Origin of the sequence: Natrinema saccharevitans (assembly GCF_001953745.1) — an archaeon.
GTDB classification, from domain to species: domain Archaea; phylum Halobacteriota; class Halobacteria; order Halobacteriales; family Natrialbaceae; genus Natrinema; species Natrinema saccharevitans.
Genome location: NZ_LWLN01000001.1, coordinates 2,570,372 through 2,586,156, shown reverse-complemented (window position 1 = coordinate 2,586,156; position 15,785 = coordinate 2,570,372). Strand labels below are relative to the sequence as shown.

Below are 15,785 nucleotides of genomic sequence, written 5' to 3'. Positions count from 1 at the left end.
CATAACTCGGGGATCGAGACCGCAACGGCTTTGCCCCTCGCGGGCGGGCGTACGACCATGACGCGAATCGCCGGGATGGCCGGCAACCGAGGGCGCAACCTGTTGAACATCGTCGACCGAGCGCCGGGCGGGGCCGAGTTCGCCGTGATCCTCGCGACCGATCCGGACGCGCCGGTGCTGGAGGGCGCGGCCGAGCGGGGGATTCCGACCGAAATCGTCCCGCTCGAGGACGACATGAACCGCACCGAACACGAGGAAGCGGTTCTCGAGGCCCTCTCGGGCTACGAGTTCGACCTCGTCTGCCTGGACGGCTACATGCGGATCCTCTCGGACACCTTCCTCGAGGCGGCCCCCACGACGCTGAACGTCCACCCCGCGCTGCTGCCGTCGTTCCCCGGGATGGACGCCTGGGGCGACGCGCTCGAGGCGGGCGTCTCGGTCACGGGCTGTACGGTCCACGTCGTCACGGACGCGACCGACGCCGACGGCAACGTGATCGAAGACGACGTCGACGCCGGCCCGATCGTCACGCAGGAGCCGCTCCCGGTCTACGAGGGCGACGACGAGGACGACCTCAAAGAGCGGGTCCTCCACGAGGGCGAGTTCCGCGCCTATCCCCGGGCCGTGAAGTGGTTCGCCGAGGACGCGGTCGATATCGACCTCGAGGCCGGCGACGTGACGGTCGACGCCGATACCCCGACCGCGCCGGATTCGGAGGGGCTGCCCGCCCGTCGACTCGTCTCGGACGACCGCGCCGACGAACTCCGTTACGGGGAGAACCCCCATCAGGACGCCGCGGTCTACGCCGACTACACCGCCGACGAGGCCAGCGTCGTCCACGCCGACCAGTTGAACGAGGGCGCGAAGGCGCTGTCGTACAACAACTACAACGACGCCGACGGCGCGCTCAATCTCATCAAGGAGTTCGACGAGCCCGCCGCGGCGGTCATCAAACACACCAACCCGGCGGGCTGTGCGACCGCCGACGACCTCGCGACGGCCTACGAGAAGGCCCTCTCGACGGACCCGATGAGCGCCTTCGGCGGCATCGTCGCGCTGAACCGCGAGTGCGACGCCGCGACCGCCGAGCAGGTCGTCGACTCCTTCAAAGAGGTCGTCGTCGCCCCCGGTTACACCGACGACGCCCTCGAGGTGCTCTGCGAGAAGGACAACCTCCGCGTCCTCGATGTGGGCGAACTCGGCGAACGAACAGAGCGCTTCACCGAGAAGCCGCTGGTCGGCGGCCGCCTCGTTCAGGAACGGGACCTCCAGTCGATTTCGACCGACGACCTCGAGGTCGTCACCGAGCGCGAGCCCACCGACGAGGAACTCGAGACGATGGTCTTCGCGTGGCAGACCCTGAAACACGTCAAGTCCAACGGCATCCTCTTCGCGGACGGCACGGAGACGGTCGGTATCGGCATGGGACAGGTCTCTCGCGTCGACGCGGTCCGACTGGCGGCGATGAAGGCCGACGAACACGCGGAGGGGAAAGACGCCGAGGGCGCGGTGATGGCCTCGGACGCGTTCTTCCCGTTCCCGGACGGCATCGAGGAGGCCGTCGAGGCGGGCATCGAGGCGGTGATTCAGCCCGGCGGCTCGGTCAACGACGAGGACGTGATCGAGGCCGCGGACGAACACGGGATGGCGATGGCGTTTACGGGTCAGCGGAGTTTTCGACACGACTGAGCGGGCGGTTTTCCGCCTCTATTTCGTTCGACGCGTTTCCCACCCGACTCCTGCGAGCGTCCTGACACGAAGCGCGCCGACCCCGCGAGTTTTAGCCGGTCGCGACTGACCGCTCACACATGACGGCGACGGGAGCCGCCGATCGAACCGCGACCGACTCGAGCGCCGACGCCGGTCCGCGACCGCACGCCGCCCGGGGTGGGAAGGCGTGATCGCGGACCGCGACCGACTCGCGACGAGCGACGCCCGCGAGACCGCGCTCGCCTGCGTCGAAGCCGGCATCGAGGCGGGGCATCCACGCACTGTCGTCCGCGAGGCCGTCTCGCTCGAGGGCGAGACCCTTCGCGTCGCCGACGCGACCTACGACCTCGAGGCGTACGCCGAGATCGTCGTCCTCGGGGGCGGCAACGCCGCGGCCCACGTCGCCGCGGCGCTCGAGGAGATCCTGGGCGATCGGATCGACGGGGGCGTGGTCGTCACGGACGACCCCGTCGAGACCGAGCGCGTGACGGTCCGCGAGGGCGACCATCCGACGCCGAGCGAGCGCGGGGTCGCGGGAACGCGGGCCCTGCTCGAGGCGGCGGCCGCGGCCGGCGAGGACGCGCTCGTGCTGGCGGCGATCACCGGCGGCGGCAGCGCGCTCATGGCCGCGCCCGCCGGCGACGTGTCGCTGGCCGCCCTGCAGTCGACGACCGAGGCCTTGCTCGAGAGCGGGGCCGACATCGGCGAGATCAACGCGGTCCGCAAGCACCTCTCGGCGCTGAAGGGCGGCCGACTGGCCCGCCGGGCCGCCCCCGCGACGGTCGCCGGCGTGATCCTCAGCGACGTGGTCGGGAACGACCCGAGCGTGCTCGCCAGCGGCCCGGCCGCCCCCGACGAGTCGACGTTCACCGACGCGCGCTCCGTCCTCGAGCGCTACGGGATCGACGTGCCCGAGGCCGTCCGCGAGCGCCTCGAGCGCGGCGCGGCCGGCGAGATCGACGAGACGCCGGGGCCGGCCGATCCGGCGTTCGAGCGCGTCTCGAATCACGTCGTCGCGGACGGGATGACCGTCCTCGAGGCGGCGCGGGACGCGGCGGCCGAGCGGGGGTACGAGCCGCTGGTTCTCTCCTCGCGCGTCCGCGGCGAGGCCCGCGAGGCGGCGACGACCCACGTCGCGATCGCAGAGGAGATCCGGGCCACCGGGACGCCGATCGAACCGCCGGCCGCGGTCCTTTCCGGCGGCGAGACGACGGTGACGGTCCGCGGCGACGGGGCGGGCGGTCCGAACCAGGAGTTCGCGACGAGCGCGGCGCTGTCGCTCGCGGCGAGCGGAACCGACGCCGCGGTCGCCGCGGTCGACACCGACGGTATCGACGGGGCGACCGACGCGGCCGGCGCGCTGGTCGACGGGGCGACCGTCGAGGACCCCGACGCGGCGCGGGCGGCGCTGGCCGACAACGACGTCTGTCCGTACCTCGAGTCCGGAAACGGCCTCGTTCTCACGGGGCCGACGGGGACGAACCTGAACGATCTGCGGGTGCTGGTCGTTCAGTAGAACGGTAGGGGACCAGTCCCGCGACGGTTCGGAGGACGACGGGCGACGAGTGTGGCGCGCTCAGTTCCAGTTGTCCGCTTCCGGCGCGAGCGCGTCGATCACGCGGCAGGCGTTCTTCGAGAACGCGCGGCGCAGCATGTCCTCGGAGACGTCCAGCGTGAGGATCTCCATGACCGCGACGTTGGGGTGACAGTCCGGGGCACCGCTGCCGAAGAAGACGCGGTCCGGATGCTCGAGTACGGCGCGCTCGAGTTGCTCGCGGTAGCGGACGAAACTCGTCTCGAGGTAGCAGTCGTCGTACTCGTCGAGGAGGTCGATCATCTCGTCCATCAGCTCCCGATTCAGCGGGTGGCCGCCGAACCGGCCGACGACGACGGGGAACGACCGGCCGAGCAGCGTCTCGGCGAGCGTCTCGGGGGGCGCGTCGACGCCGCCGCGGACGATCACGGGGAGGTCGACGTTCTCGAGCGCCGCCAGCACGTCCTCGTCGGGGTAGCCGTCGACGGCGGGGTCGAGGACGAACCCGTGAAAGCGGTCGTCGTAGGCGAACTTCTCGACGTCGCTCGGCGAGGTGTGGCGGTCCTCGCGGCCGGAGACGGCGTTGCGCAGCCGGTCGGTGGCCGTTTGGCCCGGCGTCTCGGTGCCGTTGATCCGGGCGAAAGCGACGAACGGCCGGTCGACGCTGCGTCTGGCGACGCCGTTGTTCGGCGCGAGATAGTCCGCTTCGGGGAGCGAGGGCGGGAAGACGATCGACCCCGTGATCCCCGCCTGATGCATCTCCCGCTCGAGGCGGTCCGCGGTGATCGTCGGCACGCCGGGGCCCCCCGTACCGTCGGCCGGCGGCAGCCGCGTCGCGACGTCGACGACGCGGAACCCGTGTTCCAGCTCCAGCATTCGTCCGGTCATTCCGAGCGGACCCATATTTCCCTACCGGCTCGTCGCCGACCCGTCGTGTCGACGGTTCACACGGGCAATCGCAAGACGGAGTGGCGGTGGGAGGGAAATACTTATATAGAAGTGCTAACGACATAGGTAGTGAGGATCAACGATGGCACAACAGCGACGCATGGGTGGGCAGCCCATGTTCATTATGAGCGAGGACAGTCAGCGAACGCAGGGTCGGGACGCCCAGTCGTCCAACATCATGGCCGGCAAGGCCGTGGCCGAGTCGGTACGGACGACGCTCGGGCCCCGCGGCATGGACAAGATGCTCGTCGACTCCGGCGGGGACGTCGTCATCACCAACGACGGCGCGACCATTCTCAACGAGATGGACATCGAACACCCCGCGGCCCAGATGATCGTCGAAGTCTCCGACACCCAGGAGGAGGAAGTCGGCGACGGGACGACCACCGCCGCGGTACTGGCCGGCAACCTGCTGGGTGAGGCCGAGGACCTGATCGAACAGGACGTCCACGCGACGACGATCGTCGAGGGCTACCACGAGGCCGCCGAGATCGCCCTCGAGGCGATCGACGAGCAGGTCAACGAGGCCGACGTCGACGACGAAATCCTCCGACAGGTCGCCCAGTCGAGCATGACCGGCAAGGGCACCGGCGGACTCACCGCCGAGTCCCTGGCCGAGACCGTCGTCGAGGCGATTCGCCACGTCGATACCGACGAGGGCGTCGCCCGCGACAACGTCACCGTTCACACCCAGATCGGTGCGTCCTCGAACGCGACCGAACTCGTCCCCGGGATCGTCGTCGACGAGGAGCCCGCCCACGACGGCATGCCGAGCGCGGTCGAGGACGCGTCGATCGCCATCCTGGACGTCGAACTCGACGTCCGGACCGGCGACGTCGACGCCGAGTACGCCATCGACTCGATCGACCAGCTCAACGCCGCCATCGACGCCGAGGAGGGCGAACTCGAGGGTTACGCCGAGACCGTCGCCGCCAGCGGGGCCGACGTCGTCTTCACGACCGAAGACGTCCACGACCGCGTCGCGAACGCGCTGGCCAACGAAGGCGTTCTCGTCTTCGAAGGGCTGGGCGACAGCGACGCGCGACAGGTCGCGTCGGCGACCGGCGCGCGCCGCGTCGGCGATCTCGACGACCTCGAGGACGAGGACCTCGGCGCCGCCGACCGGATCCGCACCGAGAACTTCGGCGACGACGACCTGGCGTTCGTCGAGGGCGGCGCGGCCGCCGAGACGGTCACCGTCTTCGTCCGCGGCGGCACCGAACACGTCGTCGACGAACTCGAGCGCGCCATCGGCGACGCCTTAGACGTCGTCGCGACGGCGCTCGAGTCGGGCGAGGTCGTCCCCGGCGCGGGCGCGACCGAGATCGCGATCGCGGACATGATCCGCGAGGAAGCCGCCGGTATCGAGGGCCGCAAACAGCTCGCCGTGACGGCCTTCGCCGACGCGGTCGACATCGTCCCGCGGACGCTCGCGGCCAACACCGGCCGCGACCCCATCGACGCGCTCGTGGACCTCCGTGCCGCCCACGACTCCGAGGGTCGTGCGGGCCTGATCACCGACGCTGACGAGGTCACGATCGACGACCCCTTCGAGTACGGCGTCGTCGATCCCGCCGACGTCAAGCGCGAGGCCGTCGAGAGCGCGACCGAGGCCGCGACGATGATCGCCCGTATCGACGACGTCATCGCCGCCGAGTAACGTCGCTATTTCCCGCGTTCGCGTTTTTTCGTGTCGCTTGCTGCCGGTTCCGGTCGATCATGGCCGACACTGTTAAGTGTTAACAAACCTCAGATTCGTCTAGTATGTCCGGAACCGCTCCGCGAGACGCCCTGACGCCGATCGGTGACTCTGACGGTCGGACGGTCTACTACGACGAGGACCGCGAGACCTACCACACCTGGTGTGACGATCGCGTCTACGAACCGGTGAGTACGGCCCTGCTCGTGACCGTCTCGTCGGTTCTCGGCGTCGAACCCGACGATCTCGAGGCGCTCTCGGAGTGTATCGATCCGGACGCGCTGAACGCCCTGTTCGTCCACTGGCAGGGGAACGAGTCACGGGTCGGTGACGGCTCGGTGTCGTTTACGTTCTCGCAGTGTGGCGTGACGGTGTATGCCGACGGTGAGATCGTGATCGATCCGGCGCGACAGCAACCGCGGCCGGCCGACGGCTGACGGCCCCGTCTCACTCGTTGCCCTCGGGTTCGAGGACCACCCGATCGCCGGGTTCGAGGCCGAACGCGTCGTCGCCGCGGCCGCGATTGACGTCGAGTTCGACGTAGCCGTGGCTCCCGACGGTCGCGAGTCGCTCACCCGCCGGCACCGCGGCGAACGTCTCGCCGACCGGGACCGAACCGCCGTTCGCGACGATCCGCTCCCGCCCCTCGAGATAGGAGCCCGGAACGTTCGTAATGACGTTCCCGAAGCCGTCGACTACCAGCACCTCGCCGACCGCCCGCTCGTCTTCCAGCGTCGGCGTCGGCAACGTCAACTCGACGCCGACCGTCGTCGGCTCGAGCCACTCGAGCGAACCCAACTCGTCCGGAGCCATATCGTGGACGGCCGCGGCAGCGGGCGCGAAGACGTCCCGACCGTGGAACGTGTTGCTCCGGCCATCCGGCGGTCGCTGTGGGCTCGCGCCGTCGGTCGACTCGACGGGTGCAGTCGGTTCGACCGGCTCGAGCGCCGCCTCGTCGACGGCGTAGCACTCGGGGTCCTCGGCACCGGCGAGTCGGTTCGCCGCGGGCACCAGGACGCCGTTGTCGGGGCCGACGAGTACGTGATCGCCCGCGCGGAGAACGATCGCGTCGCGGTCGGTTCCGACGCCGGGGTCGACGACGACCAGATGGGTCGCCGGCGGAAAGTAGGGCAACACTTCTCGGAGCCAGAAGGCGGCCGTACGGACGTCCTGTCGAGGGAAACCGTGCGCGACATCGACCAGTCGAGCGTCGGTGCGCTGCAACAGTACACCCTTCATCGCCGCGGGATAGGGCGAACCGAAGTCGGACGCGAGCGTGAGCATGGTCGCGGCTACGGCCTTCGAGGCCAAATCAGTCCCCGTTCGAGTCCGAATCGCTGACCATCTGTATCCGCTCGATACCGTTCATCTCCTCGACGACCTCGACGACGGCGTCGGGCACGAGCGACTCCCAGTCGCCGTCGGTGATCATCCGTTCGCGGACCTCCGATCCCTCCAAGACGTCGCGGTTGAACATCGGGGACTGGCGGATCTCGATGCCGGCCTCCCGAAAGAGTTGGATGACCAGCGGATTGTTCGAGTAGGCCACGTCGAAATCGGGACTCATGCTCTGGACGTGGCTCACCCATACCGAGTTCCGTTCCAGGTCCTCGATCGGGACGGCGTAGGTGACCAGATCGTAGTCGACCAGCGACTTCGTGATCATCATGATGCGTTCGCCCGCAGTGAACGGATTGCGCACGGTGTGTGAGTCGTCGGCGCTCCCGATCCCGAGGACGAGTTCGTCGACGTCTTCGGCGATCTGCTTGACCATGTTCAGATGGCCGTTGTGAAACGGCTGGAACCGACCGATGTAGAACCCCCGAGTCATGCCGGAAACTGCTCGGGCACGGCGCTTAAGCGTGGCGAGTCGTCTCGAGCGCGGAATACCGGCCGGCAGCGAACCGTCGATTTCCGCTCGTCCCGCGTCGGTCACACTGACCGATCACCGAACGATACATTCGAGATTTTCTATATCGAATTAAAACTGCGACGGTCACGTCCTGATCAGCCACGTCGGGCGCTGTTCCGTCCGGTATCAGCAACTGACACCATCCTCCGCATGGAGAAAGTATATCAGTCCCAATCCCTTCGAAACAGATACCGAACAGAGTTCTATGAGTAACGATACGAACGTTGACGATCCTCCCGAAGACGCTTCGGACGCTGCTCCCGACGAGGGCGGGCGCGAGCAGTCCCCCGAGCGTCAGGGAGACCGGCCGCCGCTCGAGGACGAGGGCGACCGCGGCGACGACGTCGACGACCCGATCGACGACTTCGAGCCGTCGTCCGACGAGGACGACCTCGAGACGGTCGAGGACCTCGGCAGCACGGTCGAGGTCGATCCGGGCGTCGAGGTCGACGAGGAGATCGCCGAGGACGACCTCCTGGGCGGGCTACAGATCGACTCGACCGAGGACATCGAGGTCCCCGATCGGCTCGTCGATCAGGTCATCGGCCAGGACGAAGCACGCGACATCATCATCAAGGCGGCCAAACAGCGCCGCCACGTCATGATGATCGGCTCGCCCGGGACCGGCAAGTCGATGCTGGCCAAGGCGATGAGCCAGCTGCTCCCCAAGGAGGACCTCCAGGACGTCCTGGTCTATCACAACCCAGACGACGGCAACGAGCCGAAGGTCCGGACCGTTCCCGCTGGCAAGGGCGAACAGATCATCGACGCACACAAGGAAGAGGCCCGCAAGCGCAACCAGATGCGGTCGATCCTGATGTGGATCATCATCGCGATCGTCATCGGGTACGCGATCCTCAGTCCCGCGAGTATCCTGCTGGGCATCCTCGCGGCCGGGATCATCTGGCTGATCTTCCGCTACACCTCCCGGGGCTCGGACGCGATGGTGCCCAACATGATCGTCAACAACGGCGATCAGCGCGTCGCTCCCTTCGAGGACGCGACGGGTGCCCACGCCGGCGCGCTGCTGGGCGACGTCCGCCACGACCCCTTCCAGTCCGGCGGCATGGAGACGCCGAGCCACGACCGCGTCGAACCCGGCGCGATCCACAAGTCCAACAAGGGCGTGCTGTTCGTCGACGAGATCAACACGCTCGACATCCGCACCCAGCAGAAGCTGATGACGGCCATCCAGGAAGGCGAGTTCGCGATCACGGGCCAGTCCGAGCGCTCCTCGGGCGCGATGGTCCAGACCGAGCCCGTCCCCTGTGACTTCATCATGGTCGCCGCCGGGAACCTCGACGCCATGGAGAACATGCACCCCGCGCTCCGCAACCGCATCAAAGGGTACGGCTACGAGGTCTACATGGACGACACCATCGAGGACACCCCCGAGATGCGGCGCAAGTACGCCCGCTTCATCGCCCAGGAGGTCGAACGCGACGGCCGCCTCCCCCACTTCACCGACGACGCCGTCGAGGAACTCATCCTCGAGGCCAAGCGCCGCTCGGGCCGCAAGAACCACCTCACGCTGCACTTCCGCAGCCTCGGTGGTCTCGTGCGGGTCGCCGGCGACATCGCCCGCGCCGAGGACCGCGACCGCACGACTCGCGAGGACGTCCTGCAGGCCAAGCAGCGATCCCGGTCGATCGAGCAACAGCTCGCCGACGACTACATCGAGCGCCGCAAGGACTACGAACTGCAGGTCAACGAGGGCGGCGTCGAGGGACGGGTCAACGGCCTCGCCGTCATGGGCGAGGACTCGGGCATCATGCTCCCGGTCATGGCCGAGATCGCCCCCGCACAGGGCGGCGGGCAGGTCATCGCCACCGGGAAGCTCCAGGAGATGGCCGAGGAATCGGTTCAGAACGTCTCCGCGATCATCAAGAAGTTCTCCGACGTCGACCTCTCGGAGAAGGACATCCACATCCAGTTCGTCCAGGCCGGCCAACAGGGCGTGGACGGCGACTCCGCCTCGATCACCGTGGCGACCGCCGTTATCTCGGCGCTCGAGAACATCCCGGTCGACCAGTCGGTCGCGATGACCGGCTCGCTGTCGGTCCGCGGTGACGTGTTGCCGGTCGGCGGCGTCACCCACAAGATCGAGGCCGCCGCCAAGGCCGGTTGCACGAAGGTCATCATCCCCGAGGCGAACGAACAGGACGTGATGATCGAAGACGAGTACGAGGAGATGATCGAGATCGTCCCCTGCTCGAACATCAGCGAAGTCCTCGACGTCGCCCTGATGGGCGAACCCAAGAAGGACTCGCTGGTCGATCGACTCAAATCGATCACCGGCACCGCGTTCGATCAGGGCACCGTCGGCTCCGCCGGCGGCTCGAATCCGAGCCCGCAGTAGATGCCTCAGTGGGCGACGTTCCTCGGTCTCACGGGCGTCGTCCTCGCATTGTTGCTCGTTTTATCCCATCTTACCCAGTCGGCGTTTACCGACGGGATCGACGGTTCCTCCGACGGCGTCGCTGATCCGACCGCCGGCGACTCGACGGCGGGACGCGACCCGCCCACTGACGCCGGTTTGCGGTCGTCGACCGACGCTTCCCCCGAGTCGCCCGCGGACGACGCGAATCCGACGTCCCGGACCGATACCGATTCGCGCTCGCGCGACGGTCGCGATCGGCCCGGTTCGACGCCCGAACGGGACGCGAGCGACGGTGCCAGCGCCGACGGGCAGTCACCGACGACCCCGCCCACCGCCACCGACGACGATCCCGCCCCCGATTCGGAACGCGACCGCACCTCGAGTCGCGCGCCCGGCCCCGCCCTCGAGGGTGGCCAACTCGGCCCGGCGGATCGCGGCGTCGATCCGGACTCGCTCTCGACGGGGATGGTCCTCGCGAACGTCGCGTTCTCGCAGGGGCTGTTCGCGCTCCTCTTGCTCGGCGCGGCGATCTATACGGCGATTCCGGCGTCGGCACTGGGCGTCGAGTTCTCGCTCGGATACCTCGAGTCGGGCCTGCTTTTGGGGACCGTCGCCGGGCTCGCGTTCTACGTCGCGAACGAACTCGCCGCGGCGGGGGCGACCCGGTTCGGGTTCGATCACGACGAGGCGTTGCGGGAGTTGCTCTCGCCGGACTCGCTCGGCGGGTGGATCGTCCTGCTGGTCGGGGTGTTGCCGATCATCGCCGGCTTCGAGGAACTGCTCTTCCGAGCGGCGCTGATCGGCGTCCCGGCGGCCGGCTACGGCGTCTCGCCGTGGCTGCTCGCGGTCGGCTCTTCGATCGCTTTCGCCCTCGGCCACGGGATGCAGGGCTCGGTCGGCGTCGTCGTCACCGGCCTGCTCGGGTTCGGCCTCGCGGCCGTCTACGTCCTCACCGGCAGCCTGCTGGTCGTCGTCGTCGCTCACTACCTCGTCAACGCCCTCGAGTTCGTCGTCCACGAGGGGCTGGGACTCGAGTGGGCCGAAACCCTCGAAGGCTAAGGGCGGGGAGTCCCTCGACCGGACATGGACCTGCACGCCGGCTCACCGGCCCGCTCTCGAGCGGTCACCGCCATGATTCTGAGCTACTTCGCCGTCTTCGCCTACGCGACGGCCACGAACGACCCGCGGGCGGTGACGCTCACGGAACTCGGTTTCGGCGTCATCGCGATCGCCGTGGGGGTGATGCTGTACGGGCAGCGGTCGACGGCGGGACCGAGATCGGTACTGAGCGTGGGTGCGGGCAGTCTCGTCGCGGGCGGCCTGTTGAACATCGCGGCCGTCCTCGCGCGCTCGAGCGCCCTCGAGACGCTCTCCTCGCTGCTGGTCTTTCTCGGCGTCGGCTGCTACGTCTACGTGGTCTGGCGGTCTCGGTGACGACTGTTCCGGACGAATTAGTGCTGATACCGTTCGGGCGGAGCTCCGCAGTTATCAGTCGTGAACTTATCGTGTCGAGGGGTGGAAGGATATACAGCGGAAGCGCTCTGCTATCGTGGCAACACTGAATAGCCACGCCCTCCCCAGCCGATTTCTCCTCACGGGGCGAAGCCCCGTTCGGATGGTTCGCGGAACGGAGGTTCCGCGCTAACGCTCGGACTACGTCCTCGCTCATCCCTCACACAGTATCGTCGGGCGTCCTCACTGTCGTTCGGCCGACCGACAGCGCGTGCCACCGCACATCGGGAGATCAATTCAGGACGAGACAGACCTCGACCGTGCTGTCTGCGCGCAGTCCGTACCGGACCCGCTAGAACTGCTCGAGCCCGGTCTGTTCGGCGTCCGCGAGGAGGTCCTCGCAGGTGGCCCACGACGCGCGCGCGAACGGCGGCAGCTCGCCGTGGTCGTCGACGTACGTCGCGAGGAACTCGCGGGTCGTCGAATCGCCCGGGTAGCCGCTGCCGATCGGGCCGTACTCGTCGGCCAGCGCGGCGACGTGGGCGTCGCGTTCGACCTTGGCGACGACGCTGGCCGCGCCGACCAGCGGCGACTCGTCGTCGGCCCCGTGGCGCGCGTCGACGGCGAGGGCCTCGAGCGAGCAGGCGTCGGCGACCCGCCGAGCGAACCGATCGGCGTCGGTGTCGCAGGCGTCACAGAGCCCCGAGAACGGCTCGCCCGAGGCGTCGCGCTCGCGGTCGGCGAGCGCGGCCTCGATGGCGTCGGCGTGGGCCGCGACCGCCAGCGAGTTCATGTCGGTCTCGGGGTCGTCGATCCGCGCCGGCGTGATCTCGGCGACGCCGACCGCGATACGGTCGTCGCCGCGCAGGGTCGCCGCCAGTTCCTCGCGGCGCTCGGGCGAGAGCCGCTTCGAGTCCCTGATCCCGTCGGGGAGGTCGTCGGGCGCTTCGCAGTGGACGGCCGCGGCGAACATCGATCCCAGCGCGGGGCCCTTGCCGGCCTCGTCGACGCCGAATGGCATACGACGTGGATCCGTCGCCGGGCGCTAAATCGTTGCGTTGTCGGTCCCCGACTCGCCGCGTCGCGTGTCGCACGATATTTGTCCGTGGACTCGAAACCGGCGCGTCGTGCAATCCGACAGCGAGGGAATCGAGGTCGACGCGCCCGACCGGCTCCTCGAGCGGGCCGACGTTCTCGCGACCGCGCTCGGGACGAGCCGGTCCGAACTGCTCGTCGCCGCGCTTCGGGACTACGTAGAGAACGCGCGGGAGGGGCCGCTCGAAGGGGAGGTCGCCGCGGCCTACTACGACGACGAGATCACGTTCGAGGAACTGACCGCTCTGGTCGGAACGCGGCGCGCGGCCGACTTCCGGCTCCTCAAGGGACAACTCGAGTCGGCGTCCGTCGACGGCGTCCCCGAACGCTAATCGCGGCGTACAGCGGCGTCGAGCGCTCGAGCCGTCGCGTCTCAGGCGTCTCCCGCCGCCGTCTCGGTGCCGTCGCGCGGCTCGTCCAGGAAGTACGCCTCGTGCTCGAACGGTTCGGTTTCCCCTTCGACGCCGGTCACGTCAAGCGCCGTCACCTCGGCGTCGGTCTCGAGCAGGCCCGCGAGGCTGGGCACGGTCCGGCCGCCGTCGCTGCTGATCAGTTCCTTCACGTAGAGCCCGCCCTCGCCGTGGAGTCGCACCTCCGCCTCGGTCGGGGATCGCAGGTCGCCGTCGATGGCGTAGACGGTCCGCTCGCGGGTCAGCCCCGCCCGGCGGTGGTCGACCCGCTCGGGCGTGTACTGCTCGACGGTCGTCCCCTCGAGTTCGGCGAGGGCGGTCTCGAAGGCGTCCTCGTCGACCGGCTCGGCGAACGCGACGTCGGCGCGGTAGCGCTTGCTCGCGTCGTGTTCCTTGACGCGCTCGACCATCTCGTAGGTCGCCAGCCGCAGGCCGTCGACCTCGACCGCGCCGTCGGCGGCGTCGTTGATCTCGGCCTCGAGTTCGGCCGGGTCGGGGTCGCGCACCGCGGGGCGTTTCACCTCGAGGACGAACGGCCGACCCTCCTCGAGCATGCGGGCGTCGACGTCTTCCCGTCCCGCGCCGTGGAAGGTGCCCTCGTCGCCCTCCATGGCGTCGACGACGTGGGGACGGACGACCTGTTCGACGCTGGTGTCGTACATGTAGCCCGAGCCGCCGCAGTAGTCACAGGGCTCCTCGCCGTCGTCGCCCAGCTGGACGCCGCTGCCGCCACACTCCCGGCAGGGCCACTCGGTCTGGGGGATGTCCCGCTCGAGCTTGCGGTAGCGGCCGTAGACGAACGCGGGGTTGATCTGGACGTCGACCGCGTGGCTCGTGACGGTGTCCGACTCGAGCGCTTCGAGCGGGTCGAACCCCTCGAGATCGACGATCGCGAGGACGTCCGGGCGGTCGAAGTCGACCTCTGTGCCGGTCGTCGCGCCGACGCGCCGGCCGACTTCGCGGTTCATCTCGCGTTTCATCGACTCGCCGGCGTCGGGCTCGAGGCCGGCGTCCTCCCGGAGCAGGCGTTCGTTCTCCTCGACCAGCGGCGGGACGCGGGTCCCGACCTGGTAGGTGGCGAACTCGGTTCCCTCGAGGGCGTCGGCGATCGTCTCGGCGACGGCGTCGAACGCGCCGCAGTAGCCCTCACAGACCCAGCAGTCCGCCGGGTCGGTCGGCTCGAAGTCCTCGTCGTCTTCTAGCGCGATCGTCGTCCGCAGCGCCCGGCCGCGTTCGGCGTTGGTCAGCCCGAAACTGCGATCGGCGAATGGCCGCCCGAGACAGGAGTCGCAGACGGCACCCGTCGACAGCAGCGCGCGGGCGTCTTCCGTGATCATGTCTCGGGACTCGGGGAGCCGCGGGTAACACGTTTTCCCTTCGCGGGGCCGACGACGGCGTCGGCGGTAATCACGACGACCCGGTCGGAGCCGTCGCTCGAACGCGCGGATCGCTAGCCCCGGTGTTGAAATGGGTCGGGTCCAAGTCCCCGACATGGACGATTCCCGACTGAATCGACGCTCCTTTCTCGCGGCCGCGAGTGCGGGGATCGCCGCGGTCGCCGGCTGTGCCGAACCCCGTGCCGACAGTTCTATCGAGGGGGCTTCCTCGTACGACATCGATCGGGAGAACATCGCCGACGGCTCGGCGTTTACCGACCTCTACGATGCGATCATCGAATCGGTGACGCAGGTCCGTGCCTTCGGCGTCGAGGACCCGTCGACGGGCGAACGGGGACGGGGCCAGGGATCGGGCTTTCTCTACGACGCGGACCACGTCGTCACCAACCACCACGTCGTCGCCGGTGCCGAGGACGCTGACCTCCAGTACGTCACCGGCGACTGGGCCGGTACCACGCTCGTCGGGAGCGACTACCACAGCGACCTGGCCGTCCTCGAGGTCGACTACGTCCCCGACTCGGCGACGCCGCTGTCGCTGACCGACGACCGGCCCGTCGTCGGCCAGCAGGTGGCCGCGGTCGGTAACCCCTACGGCCTCGAGGGGTCGATGTCCGCGGGGATCGTCAGCGGCGTCGATCGGACGCTGGACGTCCCGCAGCGGGAGTTCTCGTTCCCGAACGTCGTCCAGACCGACGCCGCGGTCAATCCCGGCAACAGCGGCGGGCCGCTCGCGAACCTCGACGGCGAGGTCGTCGGCGTCGTCAACTCCGGCGGCGGCGACAACATCGGCTTCGCCATCTCCGCCGCGCTCACCGAGCGCGTGGTTCCGTCGCTGCTTGCGGACGGCTCCTACGATCACTCCTACACGGGAATCGGGCTCCGATCCGTCGACCGGCTCGTCGCCGAGGAAAACGACCTCGAGGAGGCCAGCGGCGTCCTCGTCACCGCCGTCGTCGACGGCTCGGCGGCCGACGGCGTCCTCGAGCCGGCCACGGGGACCGTCGAGCGCCGCGGCGAGGCCATCCCCGTCGGCGGCGACGTGATCCGCGCGTTCGACGGAACGCCGATCCCCGACCGCCACGCCCTCTCGACGTATCTCGCGCTCGAGACCAGCCCCGGCGAGACCCTCGAGGTGCGGTTCCGCCGGAACGGGCGCACCGAGACAACGCGACTCACGCTCGACGCCCGGCCGGAGCCCGCCTCCGCGTAGGCCCGGCCGTCGGAGTCGCGGCGTCCCCGCGGCCGTTC

14 protein-coding genes are annotated in these 15,785 nt (G+C 68.9%); 9 read left to right on the top strand and 5 right to left on the bottom strand.

Annotation, left to right across the window (positions count from 1 at the left end):
- Window positions 1-57: 57 nt before the first annotated feature.
- Window positions 58-1,689: a bifunctional phosphoribosylaminoimidazolecarboxamide formyltransferase/IMP cyclohydrolase gene (purH, locus tag A6E15_RS13160; protein WP_076146845.1), complete on the top strand. Its 1,632-nt coding sequence runs from the start codon at window positions 58-60 to the stop codon at window positions 1,687-1,689.
- A gap of 208 nt (window positions 1,690-1,897) precedes the next feature.
- Entirely contained in the window at window positions 1,898-3,226 is a 1,329-nt protein-coding gene (locus tag A6E15_RS13155) for a glycerate kinase type-2 family protein (protein WP_076146844.1), read from the top strand.
- A gap of 60 nt (window positions 3,227-3,286) precedes the next feature.
- Here the strand turns inward: A6E15_RS13155 and A6E15_RS13150 are convergent, their stop codons facing one another.
- Complete coding sequence (locus A6E15_RS13150) at window positions 3,287-4,120, bottom strand: amidohydrolase family protein (RefSeq protein ID WP_076148354.1); 834 nt, start codon at window positions 4,118-4,120, stop codon at window positions 3,287-3,289.
- Between the two features lie 187 nt (window positions 4,121-4,307).
- On the opposite strand from A6E15_RS13150, the gene thsA reads away from it, so the two are divergent.
- Complete coding sequence (gene thsA, locus A6E15_RS13145) at window positions 4,308-5,852, top strand: thermosome subunit alpha (protein WP_076146842.1); 1,545 nt, start codon at window positions 4,308-4,310, stop codon at window positions 5,850-5,852.
- A 104-nt stretch (window positions 5,853-5,956) separates the two neighbouring features.
- Window positions 5,957-6,328, top strand: coding sequence for a HalOD1 output domain-containing protein (locus A6E15_RS13140; protein ID WP_076146840.1), 372 nt, complete (start codon window positions 5,957-5,959; stop codon window positions 6,326-6,328).
- Window positions 6,329-6,338: 10 nt separating this feature from the next.
- Here A6E15_RS13140 and A6E15_RS13135 read toward each other — a convergent pair whose 3' ends face one another.
- Window positions 6,339-7,175 carry an SAM hydrolase/SAM-dependent halogenase family protein gene (locus tag A6E15_RS13135; protein ID WP_076146839.1) on the bottom strand — a complete coding sequence of 279 codons (837 nt, stop codon included), beginning with the start codon at window positions 7,173-7,175 and terminating at the stop codon, window positions 6,339-6,341.
- A 28-nt stretch (window positions 7,176-7,203) separates the two neighbouring features.
- Window positions 7,204-7,722 (bottom strand): nicotinamide-nucleotide adenylyltransferase, encoded by a 519-nt coding sequence (locus A6E15_RS13130; RefSeq protein ID WP_076146837.1) that lies wholly within the window; start codon window positions 7,720-7,722, stop codon window positions 7,204-7,206.
- A 286-nt stretch (window positions 7,723-8,008) separates the two neighbouring features.
- Here A6E15_RS13130 and lonB point away from each other — a divergent pair, with 286 nt between their 5' ends.
- From lonB to A6E15_RS13115, 3 genes are read left to right on the top strand one after another with little or no spacing between them, the layout of a single operon-like run.
- Window positions 8,009-10,162 carry an ATP-dependent protease LonB gene (gene lonB, locus A6E15_RS13125; protein ID WP_076146836.1) on the top strand — a complete coding sequence of 718 codons (2,154 nt, stop codon included), beginning with the start codon at window positions 8,009-8,011 and terminating at the stop codon, window positions 10,160-10,162.
- Complete coding sequence (locus A6E15_RS13120) at window positions 10,163-11,242, top strand: CPBP family glutamic-type intramembrane protease (protein WP_076146834.1); 1,080 nt, start codon at window positions 10,163-10,165, stop codon at window positions 11,240-11,242.
- Between the two features lie 24 nt (window positions 11,243-11,266).
- Window positions 11,267-11,617 (top strand): hypothetical protein, encoded by a 351-nt coding sequence (locus tag A6E15_RS13115; protein ID WP_076146832.1) that lies wholly within the window; start codon window positions 11,267-11,269, stop codon window positions 11,615-11,617.
- 370 nt (window positions 11,618-11,987) lie between these two features.
- On the opposite strand, the gene rnhB is transcribed toward A6E15_RS13115, so the two are convergent.
- Window positions 11,988-12,656, bottom strand: coding sequence for a ribonuclease HII (gene rnhB / locus A6E15_RS13110; protein ID WP_076146830.1), 669 nt, complete (start codon window positions 12,654-12,656; stop codon window positions 11,988-11,990).
- Window positions 12,657-12,762: 106 nt separating this feature from the next.
- Here rnhB and A6E15_RS13105 point away from each other — a divergent pair, with 106 nt between their 5' ends.
- Entirely contained in the window at window positions 12,763-13,062 is a 300-nt protein-coding gene (locus A6E15_RS13105; RefSeq protein WP_076146829.1) for a ribbon-helix-helix protein, CopG family, read from the top strand.
- Between the two features lie 41 nt (window positions 13,063-13,103).
- Here the strand turns inward: A6E15_RS13105 and A6E15_RS13100 are convergent, their stop codons facing one another.
- Complete coding sequence (locus A6E15_RS13100; RefSeq protein WP_076146827.1) at window positions 13,104-14,477, bottom strand: tRNA pseudouridine(54/55) synthase Pus10; 1,374 nt, start codon at window positions 14,475-14,477, stop codon at window positions 13,104-13,106.
- Window positions 14,478-14,631: 154 nt separating this feature from the next.
- Between A6E15_RS13100 and A6E15_RS13095 the strand changes: the two genes are divergently transcribed.
- On the top strand, window positions 14,632-15,747 hold the full coding sequence (locus tag A6E15_RS13095; protein WP_076148352.1) for a S1C family serine protease: 1,116 nt from the start codon (window positions 14,632-14,634) through the stop codon (window positions 15,745-15,747).
- Window positions 15,748-15,785 lie beyond the last annotated feature (38 nt).

Coding starts and splice junctions, on each gene's coding strand:
- purH (WP_076146845.1), top strand. CDS start 58: ATGACGCGAATCGCCGGGATGGCCGGCAACCGAGGGCGCAACCTGTTG.
- A6E15_RS13150 (WP_076148354.1), bottom strand. CDS start 4,120: ATGCTGGAGCTGGAACACGGGTTCCGCGTCGTCGACGTCGCGACGCGG.
- thsA (WP_076146842.1), top strand. CDS start 4,308: ATGTTCATTATGAGCGAGGACAGTCAGCGAACGCAGGGTCGGGACGCC.
- A6E15_RS13140 (WP_076146840.1), top strand. CDS start 5,957: ATGTCCGGAACCGCTCCGCGAGACGCCCTGACGCCGATCGGTGACTCT.
- A6E15_RS13135 (WP_076146839.1), bottom strand. CDS start 7,175: ATGCTCACGCTCGCGTCCGACTTCGGTTCGCCCTATCCCGCGGCGATG.
- A6E15_RS13130 (WP_076146837.1), bottom strand. CDS start 7,722: ATGACTCGGGGGTTCTACATCGGTCGGTTCCAGCCGTTTCACAACGGC.
- lonB (WP_076146836.1), top strand. CDS start 8,009: ATGAGTAACGATACGAACGTTGACGATCCTCCCGAAGACGCTTCGGAC.
- A6E15_RS13120 (WP_076146834.1), top strand. CDS start 10,163: ATGCCTCAGTGGGCGACGTTCCTCGGTCTCACGGGCGTCGTCCTCGCA.
- A6E15_RS13115 (WP_076146832.1), top strand. CDS start 11,267: ATGGACCTGCACGCCGGCTCACCGGCCCGCTCTCGAGCGGTCACCGCC.
- rnhB (WP_076146830.1), bottom strand. CDS start 12,656: ATGCCATTCGGCGTCGACGAGGCCGGCAAGGGCCCCGCGCTGGGATCG.
- A6E15_RS13100 (WP_076146827.1), bottom strand. CDS start 14,477: ATGATCACGGAAGACGCCCGCGCGCTGCTGTCGACGGGTGCCGTCTGC.
- A6E15_RS13095 (WP_076148352.1), top strand. CDS start 14,632: ATGGACGATTCCCGACTGAATCGACGCTCCTTTCTCGCGGCCGCGAGT.